The 12,817-nt window shown below is 63.3% G+C and carries 15 protein-coding genes; 5 read left to right on the top strand and 10 right to left on the bottom strand.

What is annotated here, in order from left to right; all coding sequences use genetic code 11:
* Window positions 1–25: 25 nt before the first annotated feature.
* From ACIGJE_RS21525 to ACIGJE_RS21510, 4 genes are all read right to left on the bottom strand, one after another.
* On the bottom strand, window positions 26–676 hold the full coding sequence (locus ACIGJE_RS21525; RefSeq protein WP_311941939.1) for an amino acid ABC transporter permease: 651 nt from the start codon (window positions 674–676) through the stop codon (window positions 26–28).
* 8 nt (window positions 677–684) lie between these two features.
* A complete protein-coding gene (locus ACIGJE_RS21520; protein ID WP_311941937.1) occupies window positions 685–1,356 on the bottom strand; it encodes an amino acid ABC transporter permease in 672 nt (223 codons plus the stop codon).
* 297 nt (window positions 1,357–1,653) lie between these two features.
* On the bottom strand, window positions 1,654–2,292 hold the full coding sequence (locus ACIGJE_RS21515; protein WP_311941935.1) for a hypothetical protein: 639 nt from the start codon (window positions 2,290–2,292) through the stop codon (window positions 1,654–1,656).
* Between the two features lie 99 nt (window positions 2,293–2,391).
* Window positions 2,392–3,468 carry a substrate-binding domain-containing protein gene (locus tag ACIGJE_RS21510; RefSeq protein ID WP_311941933.1) on the bottom strand — a complete coding sequence of 359 codons (1,077 nt, stop codon included), beginning with the start codon at window positions 3,466–3,468 and terminating at the stop codon, window positions 2,392–2,394.
* A gap of 240 nt (window positions 3,469–3,708) precedes the next feature.
* Here ACIGJE_RS21510 and ACIGJE_RS21505 point away from each other — a divergent pair, with 240 nt between their 5' ends.
* Both ACIGJE_RS21505 and ACIGJE_RS21500 read left to right on the top strand, forming a co-directional pair.
* Window positions 3,709–5,163, top strand: a complete 1,455-nt coding sequence (locus tag ACIGJE_RS21505) for an aldehyde dehydrogenase family protein (RefSeq protein WP_367623290.1) — start codon at window positions 3,709–3,711, stop codon at window positions 5,161–5,163.
* Window positions 5,164–5,253: 90 nt separating this feature from the next.
* The gene (locus ACIGJE_RS21500; protein WP_311941929.1) at window positions 5,254–6,219 is read left to right on the top strand and encodes a methionyl-tRNA formyltransferase; all 966 of its coding nucleotides are present in this window, start codon (window positions 5,254–5,256) and stop codon (window positions 6,217–6,219) included.
* 64 nt (window positions 6,220–6,283) lie between these two features.
* On the opposite strand, the gene hppD is transcribed toward ACIGJE_RS21500, so the two are convergent.
* A complete protein-coding gene (gene hppD / locus ACIGJE_RS21495) occupies window positions 6,284–7,387 on the bottom strand; it encodes a 4-hydroxyphenylpyruvate dioxygenase (protein WP_415083792.1) in 1,104 nt (367 codons plus the stop codon).
* A gap of 144 nt (window positions 7,388–7,531) precedes the next feature.
* On the opposite strand from hppD, the gene ACIGJE_RS21490 reads away from it, so the two are divergent.
* On the top strand, window positions 7,532–8,014 hold the full coding sequence (locus ACIGJE_RS21490) for an Lrp/AsnC family transcriptional regulator (RefSeq protein WP_415083945.1): 483 nt from the start codon (window positions 7,532–7,534) through the stop codon (window positions 8,012–8,014).
* Window positions 8,015–8,029: 15 nt separating this feature from the next.
* Here ACIGJE_RS21490 and ACIGJE_RS21485 read toward each other — a convergent pair whose 3' ends face one another.
* Together ACIGJE_RS21485 and ACIGJE_RS21480 are read right to left on the bottom strand one after the other, a co-directional pair.
* Entirely contained in the window at window positions 8,030–8,887 is an 858-nt protein-coding gene (locus tag ACIGJE_RS21485; protein WP_483678652.1) for a LysR family transcriptional regulator, read from the bottom strand.
* Window positions 8,884–9,039 (bottom strand): hypothetical protein, encoded by a 156-nt coding sequence (locus ACIGJE_RS21480; RefSeq protein WP_415087140.1) that lies wholly within the window; start codon window positions 9,037–9,039, stop codon window positions 8,884–8,886. Before ACIGJE_RS21480 ends, ACIGJE_RS21485 begins: the two co-directional genes overlap by 4 nt.
* Here ACIGJE_RS21480 and ACIGJE_RS21475 point away from each other — a divergent pair.
* Together ACIGJE_RS21475 and ACIGJE_RS21470 are read left to right on the top strand one after the other, a co-directional pair.
* Window positions 9,038–10,612: an MFS transporter gene (locus ACIGJE_RS21475; protein WP_415087138.1), complete on the top strand. Its 1,575-nt coding sequence runs from the start codon at window positions 9,038–9,040 to the stop codon at window positions 10,610–10,612. The two genes, ACIGJE_RS21480 and ACIGJE_RS21475, sit on opposite strands and share 2 nt — an antisense overlap.
* A gap of 114 nt (window positions 10,613–10,726) precedes the next feature.
* A complete protein-coding gene (locus ACIGJE_RS21470) occupies window positions 10,727–11,335 on the top strand; it encodes an HAD family hydrolase (protein ID WP_415087136.1) in 609 nt (202 codons plus the stop codon).
* Here ACIGJE_RS21470 and ACIGJE_RS21465 read toward each other — a convergent pair.
* Genes ACIGJE_RS21465 through ACIGJE_RS21455 form a run of 3 tightly spaced genes read right to left on the bottom strand, consistent with a single transcriptional unit; the run spans window position 11,332 to window position 12,720 of the window.
* A complete protein-coding gene (locus ACIGJE_RS21465) occupies window positions 11,332–11,598 on the bottom strand; it encodes a hypothetical protein (RefSeq protein WP_311941907.1) in 267 nt (88 codons plus the stop codon). The genes ACIGJE_RS21470 and ACIGJE_RS21465 overlap by 4 nt on opposite strands.
* 28 nt (window positions 11,599–11,626) lie before the next feature.
* The gene (locus tag ACIGJE_RS21460; RefSeq protein WP_311941904.1) at window positions 11,627–12,160 is read right to left on the bottom strand and encodes a chromate transporter; all 534 of its coding nucleotides are present in this window, start codon (window positions 12,158–12,160) and stop codon (window positions 11,627–11,629) included.
* Window positions 12,157–12,720, bottom strand: a complete 564-nt coding sequence (locus ACIGJE_RS21455) for a chromate transporter (protein WP_415087133.1) — start codon at window positions 12,718–12,720, stop codon at window positions 12,157–12,159. Before ACIGJE_RS21455 ends, ACIGJE_RS21460 begins: the two co-directional genes overlap by 4 nt.
* Window positions 12,721–12,817 lie beyond the last annotated feature (97 nt).

Raw genomic sequence — 12,817 nt, 5'->3', positions numbered from 1 at the left:
CGTTTCCTCTCCTTGATTGAAAATTTCAGCGCCTTGCCACCGTCAACCGCCGCTCCATGGCGCGGCTCCAGAGCGACAGCGGCCAGCACACCAGGAAATAGGCGAGCGCCACCACGCCGAAGATGGTGAAGGGCCTGAAGGCGGCATTGTTGATGATCTGGGCCGCGCGGGTGATCTCGACGAAGCCGATGATCGAGGCGAGCGAGGTGCCCTTGATGAGCTGCACCAGGAAGCCGATGGTCGGCGGAATGGCGATGCGTACCGCCTGGGGGATGACCACCTTGAACATGCGCGGCACATAGGTGAGGGCGAGGGCCCGGGCCGCCTCGCTCTGGCCCGGCGGCACCACCTCGATGGCGCCGCGCCAGATCTCGCCGAGAAAGGCGCTGGCATTGAGGGAAAGGCCGATCGCCGCCGCCGTCCAGGGATTGACGTCGATGCCGAAGATGCCGGGCACGAAGAAGGCGAGGAAAAGCTGCATCAGCAGCGGCGTGCCCTGGAACAGCTTGATGTAGCCCATAGCCAGCCAGCGCAGCGGCCGGATCTCGGCCGTGCGCGCCAGCGCAACCAGGAGGCCGCCTATGCCGCCGCCGATGAAGGCGACCGCCGAAAGCAGCAGTGTCCAGCGCAAGGCCAGCAGGATGTAGAGGATGTCGGCTTCGCTCAATACACGCATGCTGCCCCCTATCGCCGGCTCGGCTGGCGCAGGAAGGCGCGCTCGATGCCGGCGAACAAGCACCAGAACACGATCGACAGGCCCAGATAGATCGCGGTTGCCACGAAATAGACTTCGAAGCTGCGGAAGGTTCGCGATTGGATGTCGCCGGCCGCTGCCGTCAGCTCGCTGGCGGCGATGGCCGAGCAGACGCTGGAATTGAGCATGAGCAGGATGAACTGGCTGGTCAGCGAGGGATAGATCGCCTGGATCGCCGGCTTGAGGATGACGAGGCGGAAGATCTGCAGTGGCTTGAGGCCGAGCGACTTGCCGGCCTCGATCTGGCCCTTGGAGATGCTCTCGATACCGGCCCGGATGATCTCGATGCCATAGGCGCCGACATTGACCACCAGTGCCAGCAGGGCCGCACTGTTCGAGGACAGGCGCAGGCCGAGGGAGGGCAGGCCGAAAAAGATCACGAAGACCTGGATGAGGAAGGGGGTGTTGCGGATCAGTTCGATGTAGGCGTCGATGACATAACGCAGTGGAGGTGGTCCGGAGGTCTTGGCGAGTGCCCCAATGATCGCCACCACCATGCCGATGGCCATGGCCAGCCCCGAAAGTATCAGCGTGTGCAGGGCGCCGGCCGCAAGCTCCGGCCAATAGGCGAAGACGTCGGCGAACTCGAATTCGTAACTCATGCCGTCCGCTCTTGCGGCAATCCGGCACCGGCTCGGACGGAACAGCCCACGCAGCGTCTCCCCTTGACGTTCCCGTTAAGCGCCCGATCTTCGTGGGCCTCGATCGACGGGGTTAGCTTTGCATGGATGGCCGGCAGGGTGAAGCACCAGCCGGGCAGATATCCAAGGATAGTTGGGACAACCTGCAAAGGAGTTTTCAGGGCAAAGCGCGTTCAGGCGTGAACGCTCATTTGCTCTAACTCTTTGGTTCGACGCGTCTTTGTGACTTGAAGTGATTCATTCAAATCACAAAACGCTTTAGCGGGCCTTGCCGGGCAGGATCAGGCCAGGAGAGACGGCTCCGAGCACGACCGGCTTGTCCTGGCCGCAGCGGAAAGAGCGGGCCTGTTCGTCGGCGATCTTGCGCGCCAGCCTATTCGCGTCGCCATTGGCACGAGCATCGACATAGCCGACATGGCAGGTGCCGTCCTTGCCCAGCCGGGTGACGACCAGGACGCGGCCGGAGGCGGGCGAGGAACCCTTGGCCTCTGCCTTGTGGTCTGCTTCCGTCATCACCTGCCATTGCAGGATGGTGGCGAAGGGCTGCCGCTGGCCTGCGGCAAGACGCCATTCCACCGTGCCGTGATCGGCGCTGTTGAAGGCCGCGAAGGTTTCGTTGGCGGCAATGTCGTTGGCGCCGGCCTTGCCGAAGCTGACAAACATGCGCTGGTCGCCGGCAGAAAGCCGCATGGGGAGGCCACGATAGCCCGGGCAGCGCCAGCTCCCGTAATCCTCCTCGTCGCCTCCCGGCTGGTGAGGACACTTGGCGGTATCGAAGCTCGTATAGGCGCTGGTGAAGGGCTCGGCCGCCAGAACGCCGGAGGACAGCAGCAAGAGGACGGCCAGCCCCAGCAGGAAGCTGGCGAAAATGGTTTCGGCGATGTCGTTGCGTGTCATGGCGCTCCCCTGTCTTTGCGGTTTCGCTGTTGCCCTTCTAGGGAGATGGCGGCGAAGGCACTGTGCAGGATGACACGCAGGCGTTTCGGGCAAAGGGCGTCATTCCGATTTGCGGAAGACCTCCCGGATGGTCTTGATCGCACCGGCTTCCTTCACGCGATAGCCCGGCAATTGCGAGATGGCGGTATGGAATTCCTGGCCGCGCATGACCGCCAGTACGCGCTGCATGGCTGGAAGGTCGAGGATCTGCTTGTGGCAGACGAAGACATAGTCTTCGGTGAGGAGGCGCACGAAATCCAGGCCGAACTGCCGGGCGGCCGCCTCGACCCCGAAGGCGACGTCGGCGAGGCCGCTGGCGACATAGGCGGCGACGGCGGCGTGGGTGAATTCGGAATGCTCATAGCCATTGATGCGGCTGCCATCGATGCCATGCTGGGCCAGAAGCTGTTCGAAGACGAGCCTCGTGCCGGAGTCCGGGTCCCGGTTGACGAAACGGATCGCGGGATCGAGCAGTCTTTCCAGCCCATCGATGCCACGCGGATTGCCGCGCTGTACGATCAGGCCGACTTCGCGCGTGACGAAGGAGATCACGCGATGCAGATTGGAGTTGAGCCAGCCCTTGCTGGCGGCGATGGCGCGCTTGCGCAATTCGCCCTGCGGCAGATGCATGCCGGCAAGGTCGCAGCCGTCATGGACCAGCGAAACCAGTGAGCTCTGGTTGCTGACATAACGAAAATCGATATCGATGTCCGGCTCGCGGCTGAGGAGCTTGCGCAGCTTGGGCACGGCGAAGCCGTGGCTGGCGTGGATGCGCAGGACCAAAGGCCCGTGCGGCAGCATCTGGTTGATCTCGGTTTCGAGTTCCTGAGAGAGATTCTGCAGCAGCGGTCCCAGCCGGGCTTCCAGCCTTTGTCCCGCCCAGACCAGCTTCTCCCCGAAGGGCGTGAGGCTGGTGCCGCTGCCCTGCCGGCGCACGACGATGGGGGTGCTGAAGAACTCCGACCATTTCTCGATCAGGTTCCAGGCATGGCGATAGGAAACGTTCGCTTTGTCTGCGGCGGCGGTGATCTTTCCGGTGGCGCGGATCTCGGCGAGGAAGTCGAGCATGATCTGGAGCGATTGTGCGTCTTCCTGCCTGTGAAAACGCCAAACAGGCTCGATCTCGATCCGGATCATGCCGCTCCTCCCGCTCCAAGTCTCGAGGCTAGTGTCCTCATATATGAAATAGAAAACATATTATATTGATTGCAACATAGGATCATACGTTCATAACTCCGCTCTCTCTTATAAGCAGAAGATTTCATATTCCCATGATTTTATTGGGTAACTAGCATCATTTCTATCTTGCACCCGACGATCCTCGTCGTCGTTTAAAGCGCTAGATATGAACTATAATACATATATGGGAGCTCTGACGTGCTTAAACGGGTATATGGCGACATTCATGACCTTCTGATCGATGGCCGGCGCATCGCAGCGGCTTCCGGTCGCAGTTTCGAGACCTTGAATCCAGCGACCGGTGAGGTCGTTGCCCGGGTGGCGGAGGCGGATGCCGGCGATGTCGACGCCGCCGTGCGCTCGGCCCGTGCGGCGTTCGAAGGCAGCTGGTCGCGCATGAAGGCCAGCGAAAGAGGCGCCTTGCTGCTGAAGTTGGCCGATCTCATCCGCCGCGACGAAGACGAACTGGTACGGCTGGAGAGCCTCGATTCCGGCAAGACGGTTTCCGCCATCCGCCGCCAGGATCTGCCCGCCGTCCTCGACACGCTCACCTATTATGCCGGCATGGCCGACAAGATTAACGGCCAGGTCATACCGGCCCGGACCGACGCCTTGACCTATACGATGCGCGAACCGCTGGGCGTGGTCGGTGCCATCATCCCCTGGAACTTCCCGCTGATGATCGGCATGTGGAAGATCGCGCCGGCTCTGGCCTGCGGTTGCACCGTGGTACTCAAGCCGGCCGAACTGACGCCGCTCACCGCCCTGAAGATCGGCGAGCTGGCGCTAGAGGCAGGGTTCCCTGCAGGCGTGCTCAATGTCGTGCCGGGTTTCGGCAAGATCGCCGGCCAGGCGCTCGTCGACCACATGGATGTCGACAAGATCACCTTCACCGGCTCGCCGGTGGTCGGGCGCCAGATCCTGCAGGGGGCGATCGGCAATCTCAAGCGCGTGACGCTCGAACTGGGCGGCAAGTCGGCCAACATCGTCTTCCCGGATGCCGATTTCGATGCCGCCGCCAAGGCGGCGGGGGCCGGCATCTTCTTCAACACCGGGCAGGTCTGCTCGGCCGGCTCGCGCATCCTGGTGCATGAGAGCGTCTATGATGAGATGGTCGAGCGATTGGCGGCCCGCGCCCGCTCGATCCGTGTCGGCGATCCCTTGGAGGCTTCGACGGGCATGGGCCCGCTGGTCTCCGAGGTACAGATGAAGCGGGTGTTGAACTATATCGACATCGGCCGCAAGGAAGGGGCCTCGGTCGTCGCCGGCGGTACCAGGCATGGCAAGACCGGCTATTTCGTCGAACCGACGGTGTTTGCCGGCGTCCGGCACGAGATGCGCATCTCCCAGGAAGAGATCTTCGGGCCCGTCGCGGCCGTGATTCCCTTCAAGGATGAGGAAGAGGCGATCCGCCTGGCCAATGGCACGGTCTACGGCCTGGCGGCGGGTGTGTGGACAGGCGATATCGGCCGGGCCCATCGCTTCACCCGGCGACTGAAGGCCGGCACGGTCTGGGTCAACACCTACGGCCCGACCGACATCCGCCTGCCCTGGGGCGGGGCCCGCGATTCAGGCTTCGGCCGCGAGCATGGCGATGCCGCCATCGACAATTTCACCGAGCCCAAGGCGGTGTGGATTAACACCGGCGCCTGACGAGACGCCGGCCTTCCCAACGACATGGAACGTTTTCCAACCCCGCGCGAGCGGGGATGGACCTTCTTTGCCTGAATTCATGGAGAAATCATGCGTATCGCAATCATTGGCCAGCAAGCGTTCGGCAAGAGCGTGCTGGAAGCCTTTCTGGCCCGCGGCGACGAGGTGGCGGCCGTCTTCTGTGCTCCCGAAAAGCCCGGCGCGCGGCCCGATCCTCTCCGCCTCGCGGCCGAGGAACGGGGACTCAAGCTGTTCCAACTGCCCAATCTCAAGAGCCCGGCGGCCGAAGGCGCCTTGCGCGCTCTCGATGTCGATCTCGCCGTCATGGCCTATGTGCTGCAATTTGCACCGCAGTCCTTCGTCAACATCCCCAGGCACGGCACGATCCAGTACCATCCGTCCCTGCTGCCGCTCTATCGCGGCCCGAGTTCGATCAACTGGCCGATCATCAAGGGGGACAGGCAGACGGGCCTCACCATCTTCCGGCCGACGGACGGTCTCGACGAGGGGCCGGTGATCCTGCAGAAGACCGTCGCGATCGGCCCGAACGACACACTCGGCAGCATCTATTTCGATCATCTGTTCCCGCTCGGCGTCGAGGCCATGCTCGAGGCCGCGGATCTGGTGGTGGCCGGACATCACTCCGAGCATGTCCAGGACGAGGACCTCGCCTCCTATGAAGGCTGGTGCCGCGAGGCCGAGGCCAGGATCAACTGGAATGCGCATGCCGAGGCCATCCACAATCTGATCCGAGGCTGCGATCCGGCTCCTGGCGCCTGGACGATGGTGCAGGGCAGGAAGGTCCGCCTGTTCGGCAGCGTCCTGCGGCCGGTGCGTCGCTTCGGCGATGTCGCTGGAAAGCCGGGAGAAATCGCTGCCATCGGCGAGCAGGGCGTCGTAATCGCGGTGCAGGGCGGGGTGATCGAGATTGCCACCGTCCGCAACGATGCCGGGCAGAAGCAATCGGCGGCCAGCTTTGCAAAATCGCACGGCCTTGCGGTTGGCGATCGCTTCGAATCCGAGGCCGAGGCAGGCCTCGCCGCCGTTGCGGGCTGACAGTGTAGACAACAATGCCGACGCCGCGATGGCGTCGGCTTCTTCTTCATGTTTCTGAAGGTGGCTACTCGGCAGCCAGGGCGCCGCGCCGGATCTGGTCCTCTTCGATCGACTCGAACAAGGCGCGGAAATTGCCCTCGCCGAATCCCTCGTCGCCCTTGCGCTGGATGAATTCGAAGAAGATCGGGCCGATCACCGTCTTGGAGAAGATCTGCAGCAGGATCTTGGTCATGCCACCATCGCGCACGCCTTCGCCGTCGATCAGGATGCCGTGCTTTTTCATGCGCTCGATCGGCTCGTCATGGCCATTCACCCGGGCATGGGAGCGCTCGTAATAGGTGTCGGGCGGGCCCGGCATGAATTTCAAGCCGTTAGCAGCCAATTTGTCGACCGAGTCGTAGATTCCTTCGGTGCCGACGGCGATGTGCTGGATGCCTTCGCCATGATATTTCTTGAGGAATTCCTCGATCTGGCTGGTGTCGTCCTTGGACTCGTTGAGCGGGATGCGGATCTTGCCGCAGGGCGAAGTGATGGCCCGGCTGACCAGGCCGGTGATGCGGCCGTCGATGTTGAAGAAGTGGATCTGCTTGAAGCCGAAAAGCTCGCGGTAGAAGGCCCACCATTTGTCCATGTTGCCGCGATAGACGTTGTGGGTAAGGTGGTCGAGATAGTAGAAGCCGACACCGGCCGGCTTTGGATCAGGCTCGCCCAGCCAGTCGAATTCCCGGGTGTAGGCAGAGCCCTTTTCGCCATAGGCGTCGATGAAATAGAGCAGGGAACCGCCGATGCCGACGATGGCCGGCACGTCCAGTGTTTTGTCATCGCCTTCATAGGGCGTGGCGCCTCTGGCCACCGCATACTCGAAGGCATGCTTGGCGTCGACCACGCGCCAGGCCATGGAAGGGGCGCAGGGGCCATGGGTTTCGACGAAGCGCATGGCGTGGCTGCCGGGCTCGGCATTGACGATGTAGTTGATGTCGCCCTGGCGCCAGACCGTGATGTCCTTGGTCCTGTGGGTGGCGACAGGCACGTAGCCCATGCTGGTGAACAGCGCCTGCAGCTTGGCGGGCTCGGGATGGGCGAATTCGACGAATTCGAACCCGTCCGTTCCGGCGGGATTGTCGGGAGTGATGGCCGCCGGCGGCGCATCATGCGGGAAAGGCCCCATAATTTCCTCCTGGTTGTGAAGGGGCGATGACGCGCCTTCACTTTGAGAGGAATTGTGCCACCCTGCGCATGCAATGTGCTTGCATCTTTCGCGTGTTCGGCAAAAACTATGCACGAAGCGTGCATGAAATCCCGGATTGATGCAATGATCGATCTCGACGCCTACGATCTGCGAATCCTGCGGGAGCTGCAGCGTGACGGCCGCCTGACCAATATCGAGCTGTCGGAGAAGATCGCGCTATCGGCTTCGCAATGCTCGCGCCGGCGCTCCCGCCTGGAGGCGATGGGAGTGATCTGCGGCTACCAGGCCAGCCTCGATCCGCACAAGGTCGGGCTCGACCTCCTGGTGGTGATCTCCGTGACGCTCGCCACCCATAACCGCGACAATGCCCGTAAATTCGCCCAGCTTGTCAACGACCTGCCTGAAGTGCTCGAGGCCTATGCCCTGACCGGCGAGATGGACTACCACCTCAAGGTAGCGACACGCGGGCTTGCCGGCCTGTCGCGCTTCGTCAACGAAGTCTTACTGCCGCATGATTCCGTGCAGCACGTGAAGACCTCGATCGTCCTGGACACGCTGAAGCGCTTCGAAGGGCTGCCGCTCTCGAGCCTGCAGGAAGAAGAATGATGCTTGCTCCGTGCCTCAAGTCGTCCGGTGTTCCCGGAAGGCCGTGGTGAGGATGCGCAAGGCATCCCGCGCCCGCGGCGACAGGGCGTTGCAATGCAGGATGATTTGCGAGGGCGGCAAGGGAGGCAGGCCGAGCTTGGCGCTGACCTCGACCACGCCGGGCGGGGCGACGCGGTGGGCGAGGGCCGCAACCGCGACGCCGGCCGAAACGGCAAGGTTGAGGGCCGAGCCGCCGCCGCCGACGAAGGTCTCGCTCCAGGCCAGACCCGCCCGTTCGAGAGCTTCCGTGGAGCGCAGGCGATCGGGGCAGGTTTCACACATGCTCAACATGGCGAGCGGCAAGGGATCTTCACGCCGCCATTCGAAGCCGGGTGAGGCGTACCAGCCATAATGGGTCGCCGACAGCGGCGTACCCGGCCTGCGATCGTCCTCATTGTGCACGATGACGGCGTCGAGCCCGCCTTCGTCGAGGGCGGCCATCAGCATGGTGGTGGTGTCGATCTTCACCTTCAAGGTGAGCGTCGGATCGTGGGCGTTGAGCTGCGCCAGCAGGGCAGGCAGTTCGGGGCCGGCGACATGATCGACGAAGCCGAGCGAGAGCCGGCAGGGCGCCGAGGCGAACTCGGCGATCGCCCGCTCGTGGGCGGCGATGAAATCGCGTGCGGCGGGCAGGAAGGCAGCGCCGCGCGGCGACAGGCGTACCCGTCGTGGCGTGCGTTCGATCAGCCTCGCACCGAGCTTTTCTTCCAGCCGCCGCAACTTGACGCTGATCGTCGCCTGTGTGCTGGCCAGGGCCTCGGCGGCCCGGGTGAAACTCTGCAGGTCGGCCACCATCACGAAGGCCTTGACCGCATCGACATCCAGCGTCGTCATTGCATCAATACCATTTTGTCATTTCTGAAATAGATGATGATCGTCTTTTTATATGATCGGCCTTCTTCTATGTGAGGACAACCTTCTTTTTCAAGAGCCGGGGAGGAGTGCGCGGCCATCGCCGCCGGCCCCGGACCAGGTTGTTCGATCATGACTTTTCAGACAGGGCGCAATGCTGTCGCATTGGCGGGCGTATGTCTCGCTTCTCTCTTGTTCGGGCTGGAGATTTCCAGCGTGCCGGTGATCCTGCCGACCCTCGAAACCGCGCTCAAGGCCGATTTCAAGGATCTGCAGTGGATCATGAACGCCTATACCATTGCATGCACCACGGTCTTGATGGCGACCGGCACCCTGGCCGATCGTTTTGGCCGCAAACGGGTGATGATCACCACCACCATTGCCTTCGCCTTGGCCTCGCTGATCTGCGGCCTCGCCCAGGATTCGCTGGTGCTGATCATTGCCCGCTTCCTGCAGGGCCTGGCCGGTGGCGCCATGTTGCTGTGCACGGTGGCGGTGCTCTCGCACCAGTTCCAGGAGGGCGCCGAGCGCGGCCGGGCCTTCACGGCCTGGGGCATCGTCTCGGGTGTCGGCCTTGGCTTCGGCCCGCTGATCGGTGGTCTGATCGTCTCGCTTTCAAACTGGCAGTGGGTTTTCCTCATCCATGTCCCGCTAGCCGGTGTGGCTCTGCTCCTCATCGCGGTCGGCGTCCGGGAATCGCGTGATCCTCAGGCCAAGCGCATCGATCTGGCCGGTATCGTCACGCTGTCCCTGGCGGTATTCGGTTTCTCCTATCTGATCACCCAGGGAGCCGACCTGGGTCCGGCCATGCGCTGGGGCGTCGCCGCAGTGGCGATCGTCGCTTTCGTTGCCTTTCTGGCGGCCGAAAAGGTCAGCCCGCATCCGATGTTCGACTTCTCGGTGTTTCGCATCCGCCAGTTCTCAGGCGCGATCATGGGCTGCATCGGCATGAATTTCAGCTATTGGCCCTTCATCATCTATCTGCCGATCTATGTCTCGAGCGGTCTTGGTTATGACGCGACGCAGGCGGGCCTGCTGCTCCTGGCCTATACCTTGCCCTTCATGGTCGGCCCGCCGCTCGGCGAGGCCCTGCGGCGGCGCTACCAGGCCCGGATCGCCATTCCGCTCGGCCTGTTGACCATCGGCCTCGGCTTCCTCGCCATGAAGATCGGCGCCGGCATCGAGGGCGCGAATTGGCTGACCCTGCTGCCGGGCCTTCTGATCGCCGGCCTAGGCATCGGCATCACCTCGACGCCCACCACCAACACCACCACCGCCTCGGTATCGCCGGACAGGGCCGGCATGGCCTCCGGCATCGATATCAGTGCCCGCCTGATCACCCTGGCCATCAATATCGCGGTGATGGGTCTCGTCCTGGTCGAAGGCATCCGGGCCTCGCTGCAGGCGAGCCTTGGGGCGGCGCTGGGACCCGAGGAATTGCGGACGCTGGCGGAGAAGGTCGCCGCCGGCAATCTCGCTAGCCTGACCCAGGACGTGCCCAAACTCGCCGGGGCGGATCCTTCCGGCTCTCTCGTTCACGCCGCGCTGGTCGACGGCTTTGGGCTGGTGATGCTCTATGGGGGTATCGGCGTGATCGTGCTAGCCATTCTCAGCTTCCTGATTTTCGGATCGAGACAGGCACAGTCGGTGGGCAAGGCTGAGCGGGAGGTCGCGTCTTCACCAGCCGTTGCCCTCAAAGGGGAATGAAGCAATCGACTGTATACTTTGAGCGAAGATGATTGGGCGGCGCCGTTGAACCTATCGGCGCCGCAATGCCCTTCTAGCCCTTGCAGCGGATCCGGGTCGAAAGCAGGAGGCATCATGTCGTCTTCACCGTTCCAGGCGCTCGTCTTCGATCTCGGCGGCGTCGTGGTCGCCCATGACAATGCCGTGTTGTTTACGCGCCTGGCCTCGCGCTGCCGGCCCGATTGGCGGCCCGAGGATGTCGCCGCGCTGTTCCGGCAATCGCGCTGGGGCACGGGCACGCCGATCCGCCTGTTTCATGCACAGCTGGCGGAGACGGCCGGTTATGACGCATCATGGGACGTGTTCATCGAGGATTGGAGCTGCCATCTCGACGTCGATGCCTCGATGCTCGCTGTTCTGCAGCGCTTGGCCGGGCGCAACCGCGTGATGATCTTCTCGAACACCAACCAGGAACATTGGGATTTCGTCCGGAAGGCATCGGGTGGTGTCCTGGCGGGGTTAGAGCCCTATCTCAGCCATGAGATCGGGCATGAGAAACCCTCGCTGCGTTCCTTCCAGGTGGTGGCCGAGAAGGCCGGCATCGATCCGGTCCGCTCGATCTTCTTCGACGATTTGTCCGCCAATGTGGATGCTGCCCGGCAGGCCGGTTTCCAGGCCGAGGTCTTTCTGGGCGAGCCCTGGCTGCTGTCTTTCCTGGAGGCTCGTGGCGTGGCGCTGGGCTAGGCCCCGAGGCCGGTTACGGATCGGACGTCATCCGCCTGCCGCAGGAAATCCCGACCCGTCTCGGTCAGGCCCACCATCGCCTCGCCGTCGATCCGGTTGCGGGAAACGAAGCCGCGCTCATTGGCTTCTTCCCAAACCGGCAGGCGCGGGCATGATGTCCGCCACGCTTCCATGACCTCGGCATAGGGGCGGTCGCCGCACGACAGCCAGGCCAGGAGATCGCGCAGCAGGGCGTCGAGCGGATCGGACGTCGATCTCGTCATGGCCAAAAGCCTCCTCCCGGTCCTCGCCTCAGAACTGGGTGAGCCCGCTCAATCCGATCGCGGCGCCACCCGCCAGCACCAGCAACGGATGGATGCGGGTCGTCGCGGTGAGAAAGGCCGAGACGGCGATGATACCCGCCAGCAGCCAGGTTTCGGCGGAGGCTTCGGCGATCACGGCGGCGCTCGCCGTGACCAGCCCGACCGTCATCGGCAGCAGGCCCGCCTGTACCTTCTGTCGCCAGGGCCGATCGCGGAAGCGGTCCCAGAGCCGGAGGGCGACGCCGGTGATCAGGGAGGAGGGGCCGAACTTGGCGAGCGAGGTCACCAGAACGCCCGGCAATCCCGCGACGTGCCAACCGACGAGCGGCACGATCATCATGTTCGGGCCGGGAGCGGCCTGTGCCAGGGCAAACATCGCACTGAATTGCTGCGCCGACATCCAGTGCTGGATATCGACCACCTGCCGGTGCATTTCGGGCAGGATGGTATTGCCGCCGCCGAAGGCGAGCAGAGAAAGCTCGGTGAAGATCAAGGCGAGGGTCAGCAGGGGGGATGCCATCATGCCTTCCTCCAGGCCAGGAAAATGCCGAGAGGTGCCAGGACCAGCATGGTCGCCAGCAAAGGCAGGCGCAGCACGGCGATCGCCAGGAAACAGGCACAGGCGATCACGATCCCGGCGGGATCGCGCCGCAGCGGACAGGCGACCTTGATCGCCATCGAGATGAGAAGCCCCGCCGCGGCTGCCGAAAGCCCGGCAAAGAGGTGGTGGACATGCGGGTCGGCATGGAAGCGATCATAGAGCACGCCAAGCCCGATGACGATCGCGGTCGGAGCGGCGATCAGGCCGAGAAGGGCCGCGCAGGCACCGGCCACGCCGCGGAAGCGCAAGCCGATGGCCACCGACATGTTGATGATGTTGCCGCCCGGCAGGAACTGGCACAGGCCGAGGAGATCGGCGAATTCCTGGGCACTCAGCCAGCCGCGCTCTTCCACGATCATGCGGCGCGCCAGCGGCAGCACGCCGCCAAAGCCGATCAGGCCCAAAGTGAGGAAGCCGCCGAACAGGTCGGCGATGTCGGGGGATCTCCTCTCCACTGGGAGGGATGGGGTTGCAGCATCCATATGTCGAGCCTTGCCTGGGAAATTTGCGCGAAAGCTAGGCTTCCCGACCCATCATGTCCAATATATGATAGAGGTAATATCCATATCCAAAGAATAT

The organism is Labrys sp. E2SS-1L (genome assembly GCF_057073705.1).
Note: the sequence above shows the minus strand (reverse complement) of the source record. Positions and strands in the feature narration are given on the sequence as shown.